We start from the raw sequence: 21,214 nt of genomic DNA, 5'->3' as shown, positions 1-21,214 counted from the left end.
GATCCCGGGAATCCGCCCGTCACCGGCGCACGTCACCCCGCACGGCCCCTACGGTGGAGTGATGGACAGCAGCGGTCTCACCGGCCTCGACCGGCGCATCGCGGACTGCCGGGCCTGCCCGCGGCTGGTCTCCTGGCGCGAGGAGGCGGCCCGTGCCAGACGAGCCGCCTACGCGGACTGGACGTACTGGGGCCGGCCGGTGCCCGGGTTCGGGCCGGCGGACGCCCGGCTGCTGATCGTGGGGCTGGCGCCCGCCGCCCACGGCGGGAACCGCACCGGCCGGATGTTCACCGGCGACCGCTCGGGTGACGTGCTCTACCAGGCACTGCACGACGTCGGCCTCGCCTCCCAGCCCACCGCGGTGCACGCCCACGACGGAATGGAGTTTTACGGCGTGCGCGTCACCTCTCCCGTGCACTGCGCCCCGCCCGCCAACAAGCCCACCCCGCAGGAGCGGGACACGTGCCGGCCCTGGCTGCTGCAGGAACTGCGCCTGCTGCGCCCGACGCTGCGGTCCGTGGTCGTGCTCGGCGCCTTCGGCTGGCAGGCCGCGCTGCCCGCGTTCGCCGAGGCGGGCTGGACCGTGCCCAGGCCCCGCCCGGTCTTCTCCCACGGCGCCCGCTACTCGCTCGGCGGCCTGGAGCTCTTCGGCTGCTTCCACGTCAGCCAGCGCAACACCTTCACCGGCCGGCTGACCCCCGCGATGCTGCGCGACGTGCTGCGGGCCGCCGCACGGGTGGCGGACCTCCCGGCGGTCGCGGAGCAGGACTGAGGACCTACCACGACGTCCGCACCGACCTGCACCGACCCGCACCGACCCGCACCTCCCGTCCCCGGCGGTGAGCGCCGCCCCGCGCGGCACGCGGCCGTGCTCACCGGGGACGACGGACCCCCACGGCACGGCGGTACGCCGACTGGGGGGGGCGACGGTGCGACGGGGCGCCGCCCGCGGTGCCGCATCAGCAGGACGTTCTCGCCCACTGGGGAACGACGGCTGTCGCCGTGATCTCCACCAGCTGCCCCGCGTACCCGAGGCACGCCACGCCGATCAGCGTCGAGGAGTGCGGACCGCTACTGAGCCCCGACGCCTCGACGACGCTCCAGACGTCGGACAGCACGGCCGGCTCACCGCTGACCACGTACACCTCGGTCGCCACGACGTGCTCCAGATCGCTCCCGACAGCAGCCAGTTGCTCCCGCAGGTTGGCGACGACCTGTTCGGCCTGCCGGACCGCATCGCCGGGCCCGACGAGCTGTCCCTGTACGTCGAGGGGAACCGATCCGGCGAGGAAGGCCAGTTTCGTCCCCGCCTCCACCACGGAGGCGTGGCTGTAGGCGGGCGGCGGGAACAGGGTCGGGACGGTGACACGCTGGATCACGGGGCTCTCCGAACGACGGCCGGGGACAGGGACGACCCACCGATCATGCGAGGCCCGTTCCGCCGCCGCACGCGTATTTCGCTTCACCCCGGCCGGGGTGCTCCCCTACGCTGCCCGGGCCCCCGCCCCGCCGACCCCGGAGCCCCCCGCCCCGCCGACCCCGGAGCCGCACCCGTGCCCGTGCCCCCCGTACCGGATGTACCGGACGACGCCTTCCTCGACGCCATCGCCGACCGCCTCGCCGCTCTCCCCGCCGTCCGGGCCGTCACCCTCGGCGGCTCCCGCGCCCAGGGCACCGAACGCCCCGACAGCGACTGGGACCTGGCGGTCTACTACCGCGGCGCCTTCGACCCGGCCGACCTGCGCGCCGTCGGCTGGGAAGGTGAGGTCTGCGAGATCGGCGCCTGGGGTGGCGGCGTCTTCAACGGAGGTGCCTGGCTGACCATCGAAGGCCGGAAGGTGGACGTCCACTACCGCGACCTCGACGTCGTGGAACACCAGCTCGCCGAGGCCGAACAGGGCCGCTGCCGCGTGGAGCCGCTGATGTTCCACCTGGCCGGCATCCCGACGTACCTGCTCGTCGCGGAGCTGGCCGTCAACAGGGTGCTGAGGGGCGAACTGCCGCGCCCCGCCTGCTATCCCCCGGCCCTGCGCGCCTCGGCCCCCGCCCACTGGCACGGCATGGCCACGGCCACCCTCGCCTACGCCAGGGCAGGTCACGCCCCCAAGGGTGCGGTCACCCAGGTCGCGGGCGCGATCGCCCTCGCGGCGACGCAGACGGCGCACGCGGTGCTGGCGACGCGGGGGGAGTGGGTGACCAACGAGAAGGGGCTGGTGGCGCGGGCGGGGCTGCGGGAGGCCGATGCTCTCGTCGAGAGCCTGACGGCCGATCCTGCCGCGCTCACCCGGACGATCACCGATGCGGAGACGGCCTTCGCCCGTGCGGTGAACCCCAGCAGCCCTTGACGTCCCATCGCCCAGCCCGTCCCGGACGGTCCTTCGCCCGGCCCACCCCTGACGCCCTGACGCCCTGACACCCTCTCGCCCCGTCGATCCCGGACTCCGTTCCGCCTCGTCGGTCTGTGACGCCCTCGAGCCCGGGCGGACGCGCCGCACGCCCGTCCCGGGAAGCCCGCTCGGGGCCCAGCGCCGGGCGGACTGCACCCGCGCCCGCTGAACGGCGTCCGGGCGCGGCACGACGCCCTCGACCGTGAGTCGCTCGCCGTGGAGGTCGGTGAGCCGCAGGGGGTCGCCGTCGGCCCGGCGGCACCCTCGGTGGCCCGCCTGCATCCGCGGACCCTGCCCGGCCTGCTCTGCCCTGGCCCGGCCCTGGGCCCGGCCTGCCCCTGCCCGGCCTGCTCTGCCCCTGCCCGGCCTGCCCTGGGCCCGGCCTGCCCCTGTCCGACCTGCTCTGCCCCTGTCCGACCTGCTCTGCCCCTGCCCGGCCTGCTCTGCCCCTGCCCGGCCTGCCCTGGCCCGGCCTGCCCCTGCCCGGCCTGCCCTGCCCCTGCCCGGCAGGGCCTGCCCTGGCCCGCCCCGGCCCCGCCCGGCGACACCCTCGGCGGCCCCGCCGCATCCGCGGAACCGGCCACCTGGGACCGGCCCCGACGACGTCATTGCGTTCATGAGGAACCCGGCTCGGACGGCGTCCGTCACGTTCCGGAAACCACTCCTCCAGGAACTCCGCTTACCGTGGAGACCCACACCCCGCCCCGGCCACCGTCGCCCGAAGGCCCACCCCTGCCTCGCCAAGACGACAGGAGCCCCGTGTTCCGACCCACCGCACCGCACCTTCCGCCCTGGCTCGCGCACACCCTGCGAGCCCAGCGGGGGCCAGTGCCCTGGAGCGCGGTGACCCGGGGGGCCCTGTCGGCCGGGCCCCTGCTGCTCGTGGCCGTCAGGACCGGGCACACCTCGCTCGGCGTGGTCGCCGCCATCGCCGCCATCCTCGCCGGGATCAACGACCGTCCCGGCAGCCGGCGGGCCTCGGTCAAACGGCTCGGGGTGCCCGCGCTGGCCGGGGCGCTGGGGCTGCTGACCGGGACGTACGCCGGGCAGCTGAGGGGCGCGGTCGTGCTGACCGTCGTCCTCACCCTGGTGGGGCTGGTCGCCGGCGCGATCAGCGCCGTCGGGCCCGTCGCGTCCGCCGCCGGGACGCAGGTGCTCGTCGGGTCCGCGGTCGGGGCCGGGATGCCGCTTCCGGAGCCCGGGTGGGAGCGCGCGCTCGCGTTCCTCGCGGGCGCCGGGTGGCTGCTCCTGCTGCGGCTCGCCCTGCCCACACCCGGCTCCCTCACCGGGGGCTTCCGCTTCGACGGGGAGCGCGAGGCCGTCGCCGGCGTGTACGACGCCGTCGCCGAGCTGCTCGACGCCGTCGGCGGGCCGGACGCCATCCGCCGCCGGGCCGCCCTGACCGCCGCCCTCGACCACGCCCAGGACGCGCTGGCCGGGCCCCGGCTGCGGCGCTACGCCGCCTCCTCGGCCGAGCGGCGGCTGCACGCGCAGTACGCCGCCGCCCTGCCCCTCGCCGAGGCCGCCACCGCGCTCGCCTGGGCCGGGGAGCCACTCTCGGAACGGGCCTCCGAGGGGCCACGGCGGTTGGCCGCCGCCGTGCGCGGCAACCGCCACACCGGTCCGCTGCCCGCCCCCACCCGCTCACTGCCCGCCCTGCGCGCCCTCGACGACGCCCTCCTGCGGGCCGCCGAGGCCTTCGACCAGGGCGGGGGCGGCGACCTGCACACCCGGCCCCGCGGCACAGCCGACCGGCTGCGCGCCGCCCTCGGCGCCGCCGGACGCGAGTACGGGCTGCGCGTCGCCCTCAGTTTCGGGGCCGCCGCCGCGATCGCCCAGGCCCTGCACAGCACCCGGTGGTACGGACAGCACGAGCACTGGTACTGGCTGCCCGCCACCGCCGTCTTCCTCGTCAAGCCCGACCTGGGACCGCTGGTCTCGCGCGTGCTGAACCGGGCCGCCGGGACGGTTCTCGGAGCCCTGCTCTTCGCGGGCCTCGCCGCCGTCCTGCCCCGGCCGGAGGGGCTCATCGCGCTCGTCGCCCTCAGCGGCGCGCTCATACCCGTCGCCACCCGGCACTTCGCCGCGCAGACCGCCGTCGTCACGGTCCTCGTCCTCGCCCTGGTCATGGTCGGCGGTGAACCGCAGGCCTCCGCCGGGCGGATCGGCGAGACGCTGCTGGCCTGCGCGATCGTGCTGATCGTCGGGCATCTGACCATGCCGGGACAGCGCGGCGGCGGGGTGCGGGGCCGGCTCAGCGCCGCGAGCGAGGCCGCCCACGCCTACCTCGCCCACGTGCTCGACGAGTCCGACGCCCCGCGCGTAGGCGGCTCCGGCACCCCCTCCGACCACCGCGCCACGCGCTGGACGCTGCGCCGCGAGGCCTACCGCACCCTCGCCGAGGCCCGTTCGGCCCTCAGCCTCGCCGCGCACGAGCTGCCCGCCCTCGCCCGGCACACCGAGGGCGCGGACGAGGTGGCCGACCTCCTGGAACACCTCGTCGACACGACGACGGCCTGTGCCGTGCACCTCGACGACACCGGCGAGATCGGCGCCGGCCACCGCCGACGCCTGGACGCCGTCCTCGCCGAACTCGAGGGCCCGGGGGAGCGGCTGGGTCTACGGATGCCCCGCACGCCCCTCGCGCGGTAGCACGCCCAGCACCGCCACCAGGACACCGTCCCGCACCACCGTCGTCTCGAAGCCGTGCTCCCCGACCGCCCGACCCACCCTCTCGGCGATCTCCTCGGCCCGTCGCCCGCCCGGCGCCTCCCAGCACAGGCAGAGCAGGCCGTGCGGCGTCAGCAGGGCGGCGAGCTTCGCCTCGTACGCGGTGTCGTCCTTCGGGCCGTACGGGCCGCCGGGCCGGTAGAGGTTCTCGAGGTTCCAGGTGCCGAGAAGCATGCCGGGCTCCTTTCCGAAGCCGACAGGCGGGGTGAGGAGACCAGGGTGCTCGCCCGGCCCGCCCCGCGACAGAGCCGCGACAGGAAGTGCGGTTCGGCTCATGCCGCCCTACGACGCTGTCGTACGCCGGCGAGATGACGCCCTCTGCCGCGGACAGTCCCGTCGACCCCATCATCGGCGCATGTACCGTCCGCGTGCACGAGGATCAAGAAGGCGTCGAGGTCTCACGCGACACCTCCTGACGTCGAGTCGGGTGCGCGGCCCGCCGGCACCGGAACGACGCGCGGCGGCGGCACCTGCTTCGCCCTCCACTGCCCGTACGCCTGCGCGCCGCCGAGGACCGCGGCCGGACCGGCACCAGACGCCAACGCCACGCTCCTCGACCTGTTCGAGGGCGGCATCAGCTCGATACTCGACAGACGGCCGCGGTCTCGACGGCCTCGGCTCGACCACCAGCCTGCTCGACCTCACCGCCCTGGGCCGGCAGGAGGAGTGGGAGGAATCCAAGGGGCGCGCGTCGGCTCTCGGTGCGCCTGTGGGAAGTGAGCAGCTCTGTCATCACGACGAGTACGAAGACGGACACTCAAAGTGAGAAAATAAGCCAAGCGGCTGAGAGTTTGCTCACACTTGACGGTGAACGCGTGTCAACTACGTCTCAGAACCGTCACTTCGCGAGCCGTTCACCCCATGGTTGACGCTTAACTCTACGAGTACAGCGCTGAAGGGAGGTGCAGAGTGAACGGGCGAACGGTGCTCGAACGCTTTCCCGCGGGCGGACCGCGGGGCTCCTGGCCTGCGGAGGAGTTCGCACAGGCGCGGCGTCTGGAAGGCCTGCCCGCCGAGGTCGTCATGGATCTGGCCACCGACATGTTCCTGGTGATCGTGCGCAGCGGCGACGGCGCCGACGCCACCATCTGACCCACCTCGGCCCGCCTCGGGCGCGGGCGTGACCGGCTGTGGGGTCCATGGCGAACGGCTCCGCCTGGAGTGCGCACACCTCGGCGCAGAGCCCGCCTACCCCCAGTAGCCCCTCCGGCGCCCCGGACCCATTCAGTCGCCCCCGGGCCGAGGCCCCTGTGGAGCCGGGCGGGCTATGCCCGGCCGCTCGTGCCCGCCGCCGCATCCGCAGCAAGGCTGCACGTCACGGCCACCACGGCGGAGCCCGACCGGTCAGGGCCCAGCCCGGGGAGTCGGCTGCACGCAGACGCAGACGCAGGAGCAGGCCCAGACGGAGGCCCAGGCCCAGGCGAGTGGAGGCGCAGCGAGGCGGGGAAGCGGGGCGTGGCCGGTCCCCGGGTCCTGATGACGTACGCGTCGAGCGGGGGCGCGGCGCGGTCGGGGTCTACGCGCTGACCGGGCGTGACCAGGTGGGGGCCGTCCCCGTCAGGCGGCACAGGGCCAGGTACAGGGGGATCGGCGGGGTGTACGGCAAGGTGCCGTCCGGGCGGTGGATCAGGGCGGGCATCGCGGGGGCGTCCGGGACGATCGCGCCGGTGGCGTAGCGCACGGGTGCCGGCCACTCCAGGGCGTGGTCGGAGTCGGACGGCACCAGCAGCCACCAGTGGGTCGCGTCGGCGTAGACGCAGCCCACGCGGGGCAGGCGCGGCATGACCAGGGGGCCGTAGTGGGCGGGCATCGCGACGGCGTCGCAGCCCAGCGGGGTCGCCATGCCGTCGGGCACGGGCAGGCGCAGGGCCGGGCCCGGGGTGCTCAGTCCGCGCCGGAGGCGGACCAGGGTGTCCAGGCTCAGGACGCGGCCACCGGCGTTCATACGCGTCCCCGCTCTCGGCGGTTCTCCCACGGGGCGCCTTCCGAGTGGCGCGCGTGGCTGCCGTCCTCGCCGTCCGGGTCGCCGGGTTCATCGGGTTCATCGGAGGGGTCCCGTTTCGGGCGGGTTCCCCAGCCCAGGTCGTTGCGGGGCTCGCCCGCGCCGCGCGTGCTGCGGTGGCTCGCCTCGTCGTGGGACTCGCCCGGCGCGACATCGTCCAGGGGACCGCCCCAGGACGGTTCGTTCCAGGGGCCAGCGGCGACGTGCGGGGCGTCCGCCGTGCGCGGCAGCTCGGCCCAGACCAGCAGCCCGGGGCCGTCCTCATGGGTGCCCCAGGCGTGGCAGAGGGCGTCGACGAGGAGCAGTCCCCTGCCGTGCTCCTCCTCGGGCCGCGTCCGGCTGGCGGCGTGGGGCTGACCCGGGGCGCATCCCTCGTCACGGACGGCTATCCGCACCAGGTCGGCGCCGTCGTGCAGTTCGCACACTATGCGGGTGCTCGCGGTGTGCACGATGGCGTTGGTGACCAGTTCGGAGACGATCAGTGCCGCGCTGTCGCACGTGTCCTCACACACCGCCCAGCCGGTCAGCCGGGACCGCGTCAGGCGTCTGGCCTGCGCGGGAGAACCCGGATGTGCGGCCAGCTCGAAACGGAACCGGCGGTCGGCCGCGGCCCCGAGGGGAGCCGCTCCGGCGCCGAGGCCGGGAAGGCCCGCGGCGGCGTCTGTTCCTAAGGGCGCGAACGGAATCACGCTTGCCACTATCGCCCTGCCGTGAACACTTGCGCAAGTGTCACTCTGAAAATTGCAGAGTGCTGTGCGACGTTCTGGACGGCCGTGGCACACTGCTCGCAACAGCACCCCCCGCGGCGCCAGTTGAGGCCATCAAAGTCGTGTTCGAAACCCGTGTTCGGACCCGCCTTCGAAGGCCTTCGCATGGCGCCGCAGGGCTGTCGGCGTTCTTTTCGTGGCCGGCTCGTCAGAACTCTTGGTGGAGGTGGAGCGTGAGCGAACCGCGGTCCGCGCCGACGGTCGGCCAGGTCGTCCTCGGTCGGCGCCTGCTGGACCTTCGCGAACGCGCCGGGATGAAGCGCGAGGAAGCCGCCCGCATCCTGCGTGTCGCCCCCGCCACCGTCCGCCGGATGGAGATGGCCGAGGTCGGGCTGAAGATCCCGTACCTCCAACTGCTGCTGAAGGCCTACGGAATCACCGACGAGGAGGCCGACGCCTTCGTCCAGCTCGCCGAGGAAGCCAACAAGCCCGGCTGGTGGCAGCGGTTCCACGACATCCTGCCCGGCTGGTTCTCCATGTACGTCAGCCTGGAGGGCGCGGCCAGCGTCATCCGCAGCTACGAACCCCACTTCGTGCCCGGCCTGCTGCAGACCGAGGACTACGCGCGCGGAGTGCTCCGCTCGGGCGCCATAGGCCAGACCCGGCCCGAGGACATCGAGCGTCACGTGGCCCTGCGCAGGCAGCGCCAGGAACTGCTCACCCGCGAGGACGCGCCCCGGCTGTGGGTCGTGATGGACGAGACCGCGCTGCGCCGCCCGGTCGGCGGACCGCAGGTGATGCGCGCCCAGATCGACCGGCTGCTCGAGGCCACGGAGCTGCCCAACGTCACGCTGCAGGTCGCCCCGTTCTCCGCCGGCCCCCACCCGGGCACGTACGGGCCGTTCGTGCTGTTCCGATTCGCCATGCCCGAACTGCCGGACATGGTCTACAGCGAGTACCTGACCGGCGCGGTCTACCTCGACGCGCGCGCCGAGGTGGCGACCCACCTCGAGGTCATGGACCGCATGGCGGCGCAGGCCGCTACGGCACATCGCACGAAGGAGATCCTCCGGGATCTCCGCAAGGAGTTCTGAATGGAACGCATCAAGCCGCGCAAACACGTCTACAACGGCATGCCCGCGCGTGACTTGGGCAGTGAAGGCTGGCACAAGCCGTGGAGCGGTGGGAACGGAGGCAACTGCCTGGAGGCGATGAAGCTCGCCGACGGCAGGATCGCCGTCCGCCAGTCCACCGACCCGGACGGCCCGGCGCTGATCTACACCAGCGCCGAGATGACGGCCTTCATAGAGGGAGCCAAGGCGGGGGAGGCCGACTTCCTGCTGTCCTGACGTGCTTGCTGATTCTGATGCGTGACGTCCTTCGTCCCCACTTCTCTACCACGGTGCTGAATTGACCACCCTTTGTGCCTTATGGAGTGCCTCATGACCGGGCAGGACCCCCTTTCGGCTGCTCAGATCGACACCACCAGACCGCACCCCGCGCGGATGTACGACTGGTACCTCGGCGGCAAGGACAACTATCCGGTGGACGAGGAGATGGGCCGGCAGATGCTCACCCTCGACCCGAGGGTGCCGGTGATGGCGCGGGTCAACCGCGCCTTCATGCAACGGGCCACGCGCTGGCTCGCCCAGCAGGGCGTCCGGCAGTTCCTGGACATCGGCACGGGCATCCCGACCGAACCCAACCTGCACCAGGTCGCCCAGCGGATCGCCCCGGACGCCCGGGTCGTCTACTGCGACAACGACCCCATCGTGCTGGCCCACGCGGCGGCCCTGCTGCGCGGCACGGACCAGGGCGCGACCGAGTATCTCCAGGCCGACGTCCGCGACCCGAACGCCATCCTGGAGGGGGCGCGCAAGGTCCTGGACTTCTCCCGGCCCGTCGCGCTGTCCCTGATCGCGCTCCTGCACTTCGTCTCCGACGAGGACGGCGCGCACCACCTGGTCCGGCGGCTGCTGGCCGAACTGCCCTCCGGCAGCCACCTGGTGATGACGCACGCGACCGCCGACTTCACACCGGAGGAGTCCGAGGCCGCCACCGCGAAGCTCCGCGCCGCCGGTGTCACCCTGGCCCTGCGCTCCCGCGAGGAGTTCACCCGCTTCTTCGACGGCCTCGACCTCGTCGAGCCGGGCGTCGAGGTGCCCCACCGCTGGCACCCCGAGCTGGGCGACCCCGTACCGGGACAGGAGGACGGGGTGATCCCGGGTTACGGGGCGGTGGCCCGCAAGCGGTAGCACCGGTGGCCTGACGGGCCGGCGGCTCCGGTGTGTGTGGGGCTGGTGGTGCCGGTCTGTGTGTCGGGCCGGCGGCTCCGGTGTGTGTGGGGCTGGTGGTGCCGGTCTGTGTGTCGGGCCGGCGGCTCCGGTGTGTGTGGGGCTGGTGGTCCCGGTCCGCGCGTCGGGCCGGTGACCCAGGTCCGTGCGTCGGGGCCGTTGGGCCCGGTCTGCGTGTCGGGCCGGTCACGGGGGCGGCAGTGCTCCGCACAGCGCCTCCAGGGCCGGCCCGTAGGCGTGCTCGGAGGGTGTCGCGTACCCCACGACCAGGCCGTCGCTCATCGGCATGTCCGTCTCCGGGTGCCGGAACGCGGCCAGGCCGTCGACGGCGACGCCCTGCCACGCGGCGGCCTTGAGCGTGGACGCCTCGGTGCCCTGCGGCAGCCGCAGCACCGCGTGCAGCCCGGCCGCGACTCCGGTGACCTCGATGTGCGGCGCGTGCTCGGCGAGCGCCGCGACGAGCCGGTCCCGGCGGCTCCGGTACCGTTGCCGCATCCGCCGCACGTGCCGGTCGTACGACCCCGAGGCGACGAAGTCCGCCAGGCACAGCTGGTCCGGGACGCCCGCCCACGCCTCCCGCTCGCCCTTGGCGGCCAGCACGGCGTCGACGTACCGCTCCGGCAACACCATCCACCCCAGCCGAACGGCCGGTGACAGGCTCTTGCTGACCGAGCCGAGGTGGATCACCCGCTCGGGGTCGAGCCCCTGGACGGCGCCGACCGGCTTGCGGTCGTAGCGGAACTCCCCGTCGTAATCGTCCTCCAGAACCAGCCCGCCCCCCGCCCGGGCCCAGTCGGCCACAGCGGCCCGGCGCTCGGGGTGCAGCGGGCCGCCGGTCGGGAACTGGTGCGCGGGCGTGAGCAGGACGGCCCGCTCACGCCCCAACCGCTCCACCCGCGCGCCGTGTTCATCGAGGGGGAGCGGCACGGTCCGCACCCCGGCGGCGGCCAGGACCTCCCGGTGGAACCCGAGCCCGTACGCCTCCACCGCCAGCGGCCCGCGCAGTACACCGCCCCCGAACAGCAGCCGCAACGCGTGCGCGAAGCCCGAGCAGATCACGATCCTGCCCGGCTCCGTCCGCACACCACGCGCGCGTGCCAGGTACTCCGCGAGCGCCTCCCGCAGCTCCACGCGCCCGGCCGGATCGCCCGGGCCGAACACCTCGTCGGGCGCCTGCTGCAGCGCCCGCCGGTAGGAGGCGAGCCAGGCCGTGCGCGGGAACGCCGAGGTGTCCGGCGTGCCCTGCCTCAGGTCGTGCCGGGGCCCACGCGCGCGTGGCGGTGCCTTCTTCGGCACGCGCACGGCGGGCCGCAGCGGCTCCACGCGCTCGGCGACCCGGGTGCCCGAGCCCTGCCGGGCGGTGAGCCAGCCCTCCGCGACCAGTTCCGCGTACGCGTCCGCCACGGTGTTGCGGGCGACCCCGAGGTCGGCGGCGAGCGAACGGTACGGCGGCAGCCGGGTGCCCGGGGCGAGCCGCCCACTGCGGACCGCCTCCCGCAGCGCCCGGATCAGCGCCGCGCGCCGGCCACTCGGGCCGGAGAGCTCCAGGTGCAGGTCGGACCCGATCCGTTCCGCCGGCTCGACCCATGAATTGACCCTTGCTGAATTGACCCCTGAATCCGCCACGGGAATGCACCTTACCGGGGTTGAAGCACATGACGGAGAACACGAGCATCCGCGTGAGCACGAGCAGCCCGGTGAATCCGCCCCGGCTGGAGTTCGCCAAGTCCGCCCCGAAGGCCTTCCGGGCCCTCGTCGCCTTCGACGCCGCCGCACGGGAGGGCCTCGACCCGGCCATCGTCGAGCTGATCCAGATCCGCGCCTCGCACCTCAACCACTGCGCGTACTGCCTCCACATGCACACCAACGACGCCCGCAAGGCCGGCGAGAGCGAGGACCGGCTGCACATGGTCGCCGTGTGGCGCGAGGCCCGCCACTTCTTCACCGAGCGCGAGCAGGCGGCACTCGCCCTCACGGAGGCGATGACGCTCGTGGCGGACGCCGGCGTCCCGGACGACGTCTACGCGACGGCCGCCGAGCAGTTCGAGGAGCGGGAACTTGCCCAGGTCCTCGCGCTGATCTGCGCGATCAACACGTGGAACCGGGTGGCCCTGTCGACGGGGAAGGTGGCGGGGACGGACGAGCGGTGACGATCCCGCAGGGACGGACAAGCGGTGACCGTCTGGCGGGGACAGCCGACGGTCCCCTACACCGCCATGGGCCGGTCGTACGGTGCGATCGGCGCCGGCAGCCGTGAACTGCCCGTCAGATGACGGTCGACGGCCGCCGCCACCGCACGCCCCTCGGCGATCGCCCAGACGATGAGCGACTGCCCCCGGGCGGCGTCGCCCGCGGCGAACACACCGGGCACGTTGGTGCCGAAGCCGGCGTCCCGCGCGAGCGTGCCGCGCGGCTCCGTCTCCAAGCCCAGCTGGTCCACCAGCCCGTCCGTGCGGTCCGGCCCGGAGAAGCCGAGGGCCAGCAGCACGAGGTCGGCGGGGAGCGTCCGCCCGGTGCCTTCCACCGGGCGGCGCCCGGCGTCCACCTCGACCAGGTGCAGCCAACGCACCCGCCCGTCCTCGTCGCCGCCGAAGCGCAGCGTGGACGCCGCGAACAGCCGCGCGTCCGCGTCCGCGACCGGGGCGGTGCGCAGGTCACGGGCCTCCTCGTGCGCGGCGGACAGCCGGTACATCCGCACCGGGTACGTCGGCCAGGGCTCGGAGTCCTCGTCGCGCCGGGCCTCCGGCAGCGCGTAGATGTCCAGCTGGGTTACCGACGCGGCGCCCTCCCGCACGGCCGTACCCAGGCAGTCCGCCCCGGTGTCGCCGCCGCCGACGATGACGACGTGCTTCCCGGCGGCCGACAGCGGGGAGACCTCCAGATCGCCCTCGCAGATCCGGTCGGCCAGCGGCAGGTACTCCATGGCCTGGTGAATGCCCGTCAGTTCCCGTCCGGGTACCGTCAGCTCCCGCCATGCCGTCGCCCCCGTCGCGATCACCACGGCGTCGTAGCGGGCCCGCAGCTCGTCGGCCCCGACGTCCCGCCCGACCGCCGTCGACGTGCGGAACCTCGTGCCCTCGGCCCGCATCTGCTCCAGCCGCCGCTCCAGGTGCCGCCGCTCCATCTTGAACGCGGGGATGCCGTACCGCATCAGCCCGCCCGGCCGGTCGTCCTTCTCGTACACCGCGACCGTGTGCCCCGCCCGGGTCAGCTGCTGGGCCGCGGCCAGCCCCGTGGGGCCGGAGCCGATCACCGCGACCGTCTTGCCGGACAGCCGTTCCGGAGGCCTCGGCGGAACGAAGCCCTCCTCCCAGGCCTGGTCGGCGATGGCGCACTCGACGTTCTTGATGGTGACGGCCGGCTGGTTGATCGCCAGTACGCACCCGGCCTCGCACGGCGCCGGGCACAACCGGCCGGTGAACTCGGGGAAGTTGTTCGTCGCGTGCAGCCGGTCGGCCGCCGCCCGCCAGTCCTCCCTGGACACCAGGTCGTTCCACTCCGGGATGAGATTGCCCAGCGGGCAGGCCTCGTGGCAGAAGGGGACTCCGCAGTCCATGCAGCGATCCGCCTGCTTGCCGATGATCGGCAGCAGCGCCCCCGGGACGTAGACCTCGTTCCAGTCCCGCACCCGCTCCTCGACCGGTCGGCGCGGCCACTCCTGGCGGGGCGTGGTCATGAAACCCTTGGGATCGGCCATGGCCGTGTTCCTTGCGTGCGCGTGGGACGGGCGGTGCGTCATCGGGCGGCACTCCGTGCGCGACCGCCGCCGCGACTCCTGTGGCCACCATACGACCGCGCGGGGGCCGGTGCCCGTCGCGGTGGAGGCCCGGAGCGGAGGCCTCGGTGAGGGCCGGCGGAGGCCGCGGTGGGGGGAGTGGCGCGCGTGGCGAGTGCGGCGGGTGCGGCGGGTGCGGTGAGGGTCGCGGGGGTGGCCGTCGCAGGGGTGGCGGGTGCGTGGCTGGTGGAGCCCGCGGATGCGGGCCGGTGGGGGCCGTTCGGTCAAGGGCCGGCTGACAGACGCATCAGGAGAGGCTGCCGGACACGTCACGAGAGACTGCACGTCACGAGAGCTGCCGGACACGTCAGGAGAGGCTGGCGGACGCGCCGGGTGAGGCTGGCGGACGCGCCGGGTGAGGCTGGCGGACGCGTCAGGTGAGGGCCAGCAGATATGCCAGCGCCGCCCCGGCCGAGGTCACTGTCCGGACGTGGTTCCACCGCGTCCACCCGCGCACGTACTCCGGCCAGTACGCGGCCGCCACCGGCGTGTCCGGCTCCAGCCCGGCCAGCGCGTCGTTACGCGGCACGTTCGCGGCCGTCGTGATCCCGAACGAGCCGAACAGGTACAGCGCGCTGCCCACCAGCAGCTCCACCGCCCCCTCCTCCGGCCACACCACGAACGTCACCACGGCGATCACGGCGCACAGCACGGCCGACCCGAGGAACACGGCCATGAAGGGCGTGGTCACCGCCGTCACGTTGATCGCCTGCATCGCGGCGACGCCCCGCGCGGGCGGCAGCATGGCGAGGGCCCGCATGACGAAGGCCGAGAATCCGCAGAACACCCCCGCCACCAGCCCCGTACCGAGCACGCCCAGCACCGTGAGCACGAAGAACGGTCCGTCGATCATGTCAGCCTCTTCCGCCCGCCGAGCCGGGATCCTGCCGGGCACCCGCCCTCACCACCAGTGGAAACCCGTACGGGCGCGGCGGCCATGGCCGAGCGGCGCGGAGGCATGCGCGAACGTCCACGGCCCGCCCGGCGCCGAGCCGGACGGCCCTCGCCCGTCGGCACGGAGCGCTCCCGCGTCACGCCGTGGAGCCGAGCCCCGCCTCGCTCCACCCCCTCAGCACCGTCTCCACCGCCGCAGTGATCCGCCGCCGCGCCTCGTGCCGGGGCACCCCGCTCATCAGCAGCCGGTCGTACGGCGTGTCCAGATGCCGTACGGACGCCACGACCGCCGAGACCACCGCGCCCTCGGCCAGTGCCCGCCCCGCCGCGCTGCGGCCCACCCGTCCGCTGCCCCGCTCCGAGGCGTGCCGGGCGATGGCCTGGGCACGGTCCGGTGGGCACCCGGGGAACAGCCGGAGTATCTCCGCGGCGAACGTCTCGGCGAACACGTCGTCCTGAGCCGCCCGCCGCCGCGCGTCCCGCACCCGGCGCCGCAGTCTGGCCTCGGTGTCCGCGAGGCACCTCTGCTCGGCCCTGGCGAGCGCGGCCTCCTCGACCAGCACACCCTGCCGTTCGTAGCGGCTCCTGCGCCGGTTGAACCGCACGACCACCGCGGACAACGCGCTCTCCTCCCGCGCTCTGCGGGTCAGCGCGGTGTCGCCGCTCGGCAGGTACACCAGATGCCCCAGGTCGGCGCAGTCGAGGCAGCTCGGGGCGCCGTCCTCCAGCACGAGCAGCGGCAGCGGACCTCGCCGGCACTCGGCGCAGTACCGCCGCTTGAGGGGTTCGAAGACGAGAGGTCCGGCGTGGGGCGGGAGCATGGCGCGCGGGGACATACAAGGTACATTCCCCCTGACCCGCGCACGAATGACCGCTCCTGCCCTTCTCCGGCGGCGACTTGAGGTCTCGCACGTCCCGCCGCCCTCTGCCGCATCATGGGCCCTGTGAGACTCGAAGCGATCACCTGGGACCGGCTCGGCGACCTGCTCGCGGAGCGGCTGCTCGACCTGGAGCCGGCCGACGGCAGCCCCTGGCCGCGCATCGCCTTCGACGGCGCGCCGGCCGCCCGCCCGGGAGACCTGGCCCACCGGGTCTGCGAGGCGCTCCGCGTCCGTGGCCGCTCCTCGCTGGTCGTCGGTGCGGAGGGCTTCCTGCGCCCCGCCTCCGTGCGGTTGGAGTACGGCCACCGGGACGTGGAGTCGTACTACGACGGCTGGTACGACACCGGCGCCCTGTGGCGCGAGGTGTTCGGCCCTCTCGAAGCCGGCGGCGACGGCCGCGTCCTGCCCGACCTGTGGGACCCGGCCGCCGATCGCGCCACCCGCAGCCCCTACGTGCGACTCCCGCCCGGCGGGCTCATGTTGATGCACGGCCCTCTCCTTCTGAGGCGCTGGTTCCCTTTCGATCTGAGCGTCCACGTCCTCCTCTCCTCCGGCGCTCTGCGCCGCTGCACACCCGAGGACGAGCACTGGACCCTCCCGGCATTCGAGCGCTACGAGCGGGAGACGGACCCGGCCGGCACGGCCGATGTGCTGGTGCGGGCGGACGATCCGCGCCACCCCGCCTGGAGCGGCTGAGCGCACTGCCGCCGGGGCGAGTGGGGGGAGGCCCCCTGCCGGGAGTGGGACGAGCCTCCGGGAGGCGACGTCAGGGCACTGCTCCGTGTGCGGGCTCCCGGAGGCGCGATCCGCTCCGTGTGCGGGGCTCCGGTGGGGCGGTCGGCTCCGCGTGCGGGGCTCCGCTGGCGCGGCGAGAATGAAGAGCGCCGGGACTAGCGGTGCGTCCCGCGCCGCGCCGGCCGTCCGGCACCGGGAGGTACCACATGACCACCGCCGGAGACATCATGCACCGCGGCGCCCAGTGGATCCCAGCCCACGAGACCCTCGACCGCGCCGCCCAGCTCATGCGGGAGCTGAACGTCGGAGCCCTGCCCATCAGCGACGAGAACGAACGGCTCTGCGGCATCCTCACCGACCGCGACATCGTCGTCGGCTGCGTGGCCACGGGCCATGACCCCGCCCGGGTCACCGCCGGTGAGATGGCCAAGGGCACGCCCCGCTGGATCGACGCGGACGCCGATGTCAGCGAGGTGCTCCAGGAGATGCGGCAGCACCAGATCCGCCGTCTGCCCGTCATCCAGGACAAGCGCCTGGTGGGCATGATCAGCGAAGCCGACCTCGCCCGGCATCTGGCCGACGACCAGATCGCCTCCTGGGCGGAGAGCGTCTACGCCCAGAGTTCCTCGGGCTGACCCCGCTGCCCACCCGCCGGGACACCTCCGCAGGCCAGGGCCCGCGTCACAGCCAGCCGGTGCGCCGGAAGACCCGGTAGAGCGCCGCGCAGGCGACGGATATGACGGCGAGGACCACGCCGTAGCCGTACCTCCAGTGCAGCTCCGGCATGTGGTCGAAGTTCATTCCGTACACGCCGCAGACCATCGTGGGCACCGCGATGATCGCGGCCCAGGCCGTGATCTTCCGCATGTCCTCGTTCTGCGCGACCGTGACCTGCGCGAGGTGGGCCTGCAGGATGGAGTTGAGCAGTTCGTCGAAGGCGGCGATCTGCTCCTTGGCCCGCAGCAGATGGTCCGCGACATCGCGGAAGTACGCCTGTATCTCCGGGTCGACCACCCGGATCGGACGGGTGGCCAGCTCCTCGAGCGGGCGGCTGAGCGGCACCACCGCCCGCTTCAGTTCGAGCAGTTCGCGCTTGAGCTGGTAGATGCGGCCCGGGTCGACCCTTGCCCCGGTCTCCGCGAACACCTCCGTCTCGACCTGGTCGATGTCGAGGTTCACGGAGTCCGTGACGGTCAGGTAGTCGTCGACCACGTGGTCCGCGATCGCGTGGAGCACCGCCGAGGGGCCCTTGGCCAGCTGCCGGGGGTCGGACTCCAGCTCCTCGCGCAGCGGGCCCAGGGAGCCGTGCCGGCCGTGCCGCACCGTGATCACGAAGTCGCGGCCGACGAACAGCATGATCTCGCCCGTGTTCACCACCTCGCTGGTGGCGGTCAGTTCCTCGTGCTCGACGTAGCAGACCGTCTTGAAGACCGCGAAGAGCGTCTCGCCGTAGCGCTCCAGCTTGGGGCGCTGGTGGGCCTCGACGGCGTCCTCGACGGCCAGCGGGTGCAGGTCGAACAACTCGGCGATTCCGGCGAACTCCTGGTCCGTCGGTTCGTGCAGCCCCAGCCACACGAAGCCGTTCCGGTCCGTGCGCACCTGCTCCACGACGTCCCCCAGCTCGCCGCGCGCGGGGGTGCGGACACCGTCCCGGTACGTCACGCAGTTCACCACCGAGGAGCCCAGCGGGGACCGTGCCGGGTGACTGAGGTCGACGCGCGGACGCCGCCGGGCCAGCCGAGCCACCTTGCGCAGGCCGCCGACGCCGCCGAGGCTCGTGACCTTCCGCAGATTGCCTGCCATGGACATCCGGATCTCCTTGCGTGGACCACTCGCGCCGTCCCTGCGCCTTGGCGCGCCAGTCTGCCAGGCCCGTGTGGGCTGCGTGTGAGCCTGTGGAAAGGGACCGTTCCGCTTTGTTCCCGGCTGTGGACGAACGACGTGCCGACGCCGTCGCTCTGACGGTTCGACGCGTGTCGGCGCCGTGCGGTTCTCCGAATCGGCGCCGTGCGGTTCTCCGTATCGGCGAGGCGACGGGAGCACCGGTGGGGGAACGCCGGCTGGTGCGATAAGTGTGACAAATGGGATGATCGCGGCATGACGCGAACCGATGGGCACCTCCTGGACGACCGGCAGACCGAGGCGGCCGAGCACTTCAGCGCTTTCGCCGCGCTCTTCGACCCCACGACGTTCCGGCATCTCGAAGCGCTCGGCGTCTCATCCGGCTGGCGGTGCTGGGAAGCCGGAGCCGGCGCCACCTCCGTGGTGTCCTGGCTGGCGAAGAGGGTCGGCCCGACCGGACGCGTCCTCGCGACCGACACCGACGTCGCACGGCTCGCCCCGGCCACCCGGGCGCCCGTCCAGGTGCGCGTCCACGACCTCGCGGCGCAGGACCCGCCGGAGGAGGGCTTCGACCTGGTCCACGCCCGTCTCGCCCTCGTCCACGTGCCCGACCGCGTGCGGGCGTTGCGGTCCATGGCCCGGGCCCTGCGTCCCGGCGGCCGCCTCCTGGTGGAGGACGCCGACCCCGGCCTGCAGCCCCTGCCGTGCCCCGACGAGTACGGGCCCGAACCGCAGCTCGCGAACCGGCTGCGGCAGGCCCTGCGCAGCCTGCTCGCCGCCCGCGGCGCCGAACTCCCCTGCGGCCGTACCCTCCCGCGCCTGCTCCGCGAGGCCGGCCTGACCCGCGTCGAGGCCGAAGCCTACTTCCCCCTCGCCTCACCGGCCTGCGCGGACCTGGAGGCCGTCACGATCCGTCAGGTCCGCGACCGGCTCGTCGGCGCGGGCCTCGCGACACCCCAGGACGTCGACCGGCACCTCGTCAACGTCACGTCCGGCGTGCTCGACCTGACGACGGCGCCCATGATCTCGGCGTGGGGGCGCAAGCCGTAGCGGCACCGGCCGGTCCCGGGACGTCGGACGTCAGCCCGGTGGAGGCGGTCTGCCGCCCACCCGCTCCACCGCCCGCGCTCCCGCCCGGCAGCCCTGCGCAGCGGCCTCCTCCGCCCCGGCGCCCGCGAGCAGCGCGGCGAGGAACGCCCCCGTGAAGGCGTCGCCGGCGCCCGTGGTGTCCCGCGCGGTGGCCGGTGCGGCCGGCACGCGGGCGCACACCTTCCCCGAGCGGGCCACCAGCGCCCCCTCGCAGCCCTGCTTGGCGACCACCAGCGGAACGCGCAGACTCAGCTCGGCCGCCGCCTCGGCCGCGTCCGTCAGCCCCGTCAGCAGACACGCCTCGTCACGGCTCGGCAGCAGCACGTCCACGCCCTCCACGAGTGCCAGGAACCGCTCGGCGCCGAGCACTCGCAGGAAGCCGGCCGACGCCGGGTCGAGACTCACCGGCACTCCCCGGGCCCGTGCCGCTTCCAGGGCCACCGCCGCCAGGGCGCGACTCGACTCCGAGAACAGCAGATAACCCGACAGGTGCAGCCGTGCGACCCCGTCGAGCAGCGTGCCCGACCAGTCGGCGGGCCCGAGCCGCAGCGACGCGCCGCTGTCCGTCAGGAACGTCCGCTCCGCCGAAGCGTCCTCGTCCACCAGGCAGATCACCGTGCCCGTGGGCGCCCCCTCGTCGACGGCGAGCAACGGACGCACTCCGTGGGCGGTCAGCTCCCGCTCGTGCCAGACGGCCGCATCCGCTCCCACACGCCCGAGCAACCGCACCTCGGCCGCACCGTGGTGGGCGGCCCAGCACGCGACGTTCGCCCCCGCCCCGCCCGGCACCGTCCGGATGGCGGCAGCCGTGTCCGTGCCCGCCGCCAGCGGCCCCCGGTGCCGTGCGACGACATCGGTGACGACATCCCCGACGACGAGCAGCGCCCGTCCTCCCGCCGGGCCGGCCGGACCACCCCCCGCCGCGTCGGTCATCCCCGGGCCCAAGCCGCCGCGATCCGCGTCGCCAGCCGTACGTTGCCCCGGACGGCCGCAAGGTTGGCGCTCAGCGAGGCCCCGTCGGTGTGCCGCACCAGGTGGTCGAGCAGGAACGGCGTCACCTGCTGGCCGGTGATCCCCTCCGCCTCGCACGCCCGCAGCGCGTCCGCGAGCACGCGCGCGTGCAGCTCGGGATCGAGCTGCTCCGCCTCGGGCACGGGGTTGGCGACGATCAGCGCCGACTCCGGTCCGGCGAGCGCGTCCTGGGCCCGCATCACGCCCGCCACCTGCTCCGGCGTCCCGAGCGTCCAGTCCACCGGATGGCCCGAGTCGGACAGATAGAAGCCGGGGAACCGGCCGGTGCGGTACCCGGCCACCGCGACCCCCAGCGTCTCCAGCCGCTGCAAGGTCGCCGGCACGTCCAGGATGGACTTCACCCCGGCACACACCACGGTGATCCGCGTCCGTGCCAGCAGCCCCAGGTCGGCCGACTCGTCCTGCGTCACCGTCCACTCCCGGTGCACCCCGCCGAGCCCGCCCGTGGCGAACACCCGTACGCCCGCCTGCGCCGCCAGCATGGCCGTCGCCGACACCGTGGTCGCGCCGCTGGCGTCGGCTGCCACCGCGAGCGGCAGGTCGCGGTGCCCGAGCTTGCGGATACCGTCCTCGTTCGCTACCCGCTCCAGCTGCTGCTTGTCCAGCCCGACGAGCGGGCGTCCGTCCAGCACGGCGATCGTCGCGGGCACCGCCCCCTCCTGCCGCACGGCTGCCTCGAGCTCCAGCGCCACCCGGAGGTTGCGCGGCCGCGGCAGCCCGTGGGCGATGATCGTGGACTCCAGGGCCACCACGGGCCGGCGCGCGTCGAGCGCCTCCCGTACTTCTTCGGACACCACCAGCACCACGGGCCTGCCTCCAGTCAGCCGGTCGGTCGGTCTTCCCTCA

At 73.9% G+C, this 21,214-nt stretch carries 21 protein-coding genes and 2 pseudogenes; 12 read left to right on the top strand and 11 right to left on the bottom strand.

Annotation, left to right across the window (positions count from 1 at the left end; all coding sequences use genetic code 11):
* The first annotated feature begins 61 nt into the window (after positions 1 to 61).
* The gene (locus ACFW6P_RS23040; protein WP_386424549.1) at positions 62 to 772 is read left to right on the top strand and encodes a uracil-DNA glycosylase; all 711 of its coding nucleotides are present in this window, start codon (positions 62 to 64) and stop codon (positions 770 to 772) included.
* Positions 773 to 959: 187 nt separating this feature from the next.
* Here the strand turns inward: ACFW6P_RS23040 and ACFW6P_RS23035 are convergent, their stop codons facing one another.
* Entirely contained in the window at positions 960 to 1,379 is a 420-nt protein-coding gene (locus tag ACFW6P_RS23035) for a RidA family protein (protein ID WP_386357527.1), read from the bottom strand.
* A 174-nt stretch (positions 1,380 to 1,553) separates the two neighbouring features.
* Between ACFW6P_RS23035 and ACFW6P_RS23030 the strand changes: the two genes are divergently transcribed.
* Both ACFW6P_RS23030 and ACFW6P_RS23025 read left to right on the top strand, forming a co-directional pair.
* A complete protein-coding gene (locus tag ACFW6P_RS23030) occupies positions 1,554 to 2,345 on the top strand; it encodes a nucleotidyltransferase domain-containing protein (RefSeq protein ID WP_386424546.1) in 792 nt (263 codons plus the stop codon).
* Positions 2,346 to 3,146: 801 nt separating this feature from the next.
* Complete coding sequence (locus ACFW6P_RS23025; RefSeq protein WP_386424543.1) at positions 3,147 to 5,039, top strand: FUSC family protein; 1,893 nt, start codon at positions 3,147 to 3,149, stop codon at positions 5,037 to 5,039.
* A 153-nt stretch (positions 5,040 to 5,192) separates the two neighbouring features.
* Here ACFW6P_RS23025 and ACFW6P_RS23020 read toward each other — a convergent pair.
* Positions 5,193 to 5,291 (bottom strand): annotated as a pseudogene (locus ACFW6P_RS23020) (endonuclease); the annotation flags it as partial.
* 409 nt (positions 5,292 to 5,700) lie between these two features.
* On the opposite strand from ACFW6P_RS23020, the pseudogene ACFW6P_RS23015 reads away from it, so the two are divergent.
* Positions 5,701 to 5,883: pseudogene (locus tag ACFW6P_RS23015) on the top strand (DUF899 family protein); the annotation flags it as partial.
* Positions 5,884 to 6,026: 143 nt separating this feature from the next.
* Complete coding sequence (locus ACFW6P_RS23010) at positions 6,027 to 6,209, top strand: hypothetical protein (protein WP_386357518.1); 183 nt, start codon at positions 6,027 to 6,029, stop codon at positions 6,207 to 6,209.
* A 424-nt stretch (positions 6,210 to 6,633) separates the two neighbouring features.
* Here ACFW6P_RS23010 and ACFW6P_RS23005 read toward each other — a convergent pair whose 3' ends face one another.
* Positions 6,634 to 7,062 (bottom strand): hypothetical protein, encoded by a 429-nt coding sequence (locus ACFW6P_RS23005; RefSeq protein WP_386424540.1) that lies wholly within the window; start codon positions 7,060 to 7,062, stop codon positions 6,634 to 6,636.
* Entirely contained in the window at positions 7,059 to 7,817 is a 759-nt protein-coding gene (locus ACFW6P_RS23000; RefSeq protein WP_386424538.1) for an ATP-binding protein, read from the bottom strand. The genes ACFW6P_RS23005 and ACFW6P_RS23000 overlap by 4 nt, the downstream gene beginning before the upstream one ends.
* Positions 7,818 to 8,059: 242 nt before the next feature.
* Between ACFW6P_RS23000 and ACFW6P_RS22995 the strand changes: the two genes are divergently transcribed.
* The 3 genes from ACFW6P_RS22995 to ACFW6P_RS22985 all read left to right on the top strand — a co-directional run bounded on the left by ACFW6P_RS22995 (position 8,060) and on the right by ACFW6P_RS22985 (position 10,081).
* Positions 8,060 to 8,920 (top strand): helix-turn-helix transcriptional regulator, encoded by an 861-nt coding sequence (locus ACFW6P_RS22995; protein WP_386357512.1) that lies wholly within the window; start codon positions 8,060 to 8,062, stop codon positions 8,918 to 8,920.
* Complete coding sequence (locus ACFW6P_RS22990; RefSeq protein WP_356435406.1) at positions 8,921 to 9,175, top strand: DUF397 domain-containing protein; 255 nt, start codon at positions 8,921 to 8,923, stop codon at positions 9,173 to 9,175.
* A gap of 93 nt (positions 9,176 to 9,268) precedes the next feature.
* Positions 9,269 to 10,081: an SAM-dependent methyltransferase gene (locus ACFW6P_RS22985; protein ID WP_386357510.1), complete on the top strand. Its 813-nt coding sequence runs from the start codon at positions 9,269 to 9,271 to the stop codon at positions 10,079 to 10,081.
* 225 nt (positions 10,082 to 10,306) lie between these two features.
* Here the strand turns inward: ACFW6P_RS22985 and ACFW6P_RS22980 are convergent, their stop codons facing one another.
* Positions 10,307 to 11,746 carry a PLP-dependent aminotransferase family protein gene (locus ACFW6P_RS22980; RefSeq protein ID WP_386357508.1) on the bottom strand — a complete coding sequence of 480 codons (1,440 nt, stop codon included), beginning with the start codon at positions 11,744 to 11,746 and terminating at the stop codon, positions 10,307 to 10,309.
* Between the two features lie 29 nt (positions 11,747 to 11,775).
* On the opposite strand from ACFW6P_RS22980, the gene ACFW6P_RS22975 reads away from it, so the two are divergent.
* A complete protein-coding gene (locus ACFW6P_RS22975) occupies positions 11,776 to 12,270 on the top strand; it encodes a carboxymuconolactone decarboxylase family protein (RefSeq protein ID WP_386357506.1) in 495 nt (164 codons plus the stop codon).
* Between the two features lie 56 nt (positions 12,271 to 12,326).
* Here ACFW6P_RS22975 and ACFW6P_RS22970 read toward each other — a convergent pair whose 3' ends face one another.
* The 3 genes from ACFW6P_RS22970 to ACFW6P_RS22960 form a co-directional block, all read right to left on the bottom strand.
* Complete coding sequence (locus ACFW6P_RS22970) at positions 12,327 to 13,817, bottom strand: glutamate synthase subunit beta (RefSeq protein ID WP_386357504.1); 1,491 nt, start codon at positions 13,815 to 13,817, stop codon at positions 12,327 to 12,329.
* Positions 13,818 to 14,268: 451 nt separating this feature from the next.
* A complete protein-coding gene (locus ACFW6P_RS22965) occupies positions 14,269 to 14,748 on the bottom strand; it encodes a DUF1772 domain-containing protein (protein WP_386357502.1) in 480 nt (159 codons plus the stop codon).
* 178 nt (positions 14,749 to 14,926) lie between these two features.
* Positions 14,927 to 15,625, bottom strand: coding sequence for a DUF2293 domain-containing protein (locus ACFW6P_RS22960; RefSeq protein WP_386424535.1), 699 nt, complete (start codon positions 15,623 to 15,625; stop codon positions 14,927 to 14,929).
* A gap of 99 nt (positions 15,626 to 15,724) precedes the next feature.
* Between ACFW6P_RS22960 and ACFW6P_RS22955 the strand changes: the two genes are divergently transcribed.
* Positions 15,725 to 16,366, top strand: coding sequence for a uridine kinase (locus tag ACFW6P_RS22955; protein WP_386424532.1), 642 nt, complete (start codon positions 15,725 to 15,727; stop codon positions 16,364 to 16,366).
* A 245-nt stretch (positions 16,367 to 16,611) separates the two neighbouring features.
* Positions 16,612 to 17,040: a CBS domain-containing protein gene (locus tag ACFW6P_RS22950; protein ID WP_386357496.1), complete on the top strand. Its 429-nt coding sequence runs from the start codon at positions 16,612 to 16,614 to the stop codon at positions 17,038 to 17,040.
* A gap of 46 nt (positions 17,041 to 17,086) precedes the next feature.
* Here the strand turns inward: ACFW6P_RS22950 and corA are convergent, their stop codons facing one another.
* Entirely contained in the window at positions 17,087 to 18,214 is a 1,128-nt protein-coding gene (corA, locus tag ACFW6P_RS22945; protein WP_386357495.1) for a magnesium/cobalt transporter CorA, read from the bottom strand.
* Between the two features lie 288 nt (positions 18,215 to 18,502).
* On the opposite strand from corA, the gene ACFW6P_RS22940 reads away from it, so the two are divergent.
* A complete protein-coding gene (locus ACFW6P_RS22940; protein WP_386357493.1) occupies positions 18,503 to 19,297 on the top strand; it encodes a methyltransferase domain-containing protein in 795 nt (264 codons plus the stop codon).
* Between the two features lie 30 nt (positions 19,298 to 19,327).
* Here the strand turns inward: ACFW6P_RS22940 and ACFW6P_RS22935 are convergent, their stop codons facing one another.
* Together ACFW6P_RS22935 and ACFW6P_RS22930 are read right to left on the bottom strand one after the other, a co-directional pair.
* Positions 19,328 to 20,269 carry a carbohydrate kinase family protein gene (locus ACFW6P_RS22935; RefSeq protein WP_386357492.1) on the bottom strand — a complete coding sequence of 314 codons (942 nt, stop codon included), beginning with the start codon at positions 20,267 to 20,269 and terminating at the stop codon, positions 19,328 to 19,330.
* Positions 20,266 to 21,171 (bottom strand): pseudouridine-5'-phosphate glycosidase, encoded by a 906-nt coding sequence (locus ACFW6P_RS22930; protein ID WP_386357542.1) that lies wholly within the window; start codon positions 21,169 to 21,171, stop codon positions 20,266 to 20,268. The genes ACFW6P_RS22935 and ACFW6P_RS22930 overlap by 4 nt, the downstream gene beginning before the upstream one ends.
* Positions 21,172 to 21,214: the final 43 nt, after the last annotated feature.

Source organism: Streptomyces sp. NPDC058741 (assembly GCF_042746715.1).
Lineage (GTDB): Bacteria > Actinomycetota > Actinomycetes > Streptomycetales > Streptomycetaceae > Streptomyces.
This window is presented reverse-complemented; position numbering and strand designations above follow the sequence as displayed.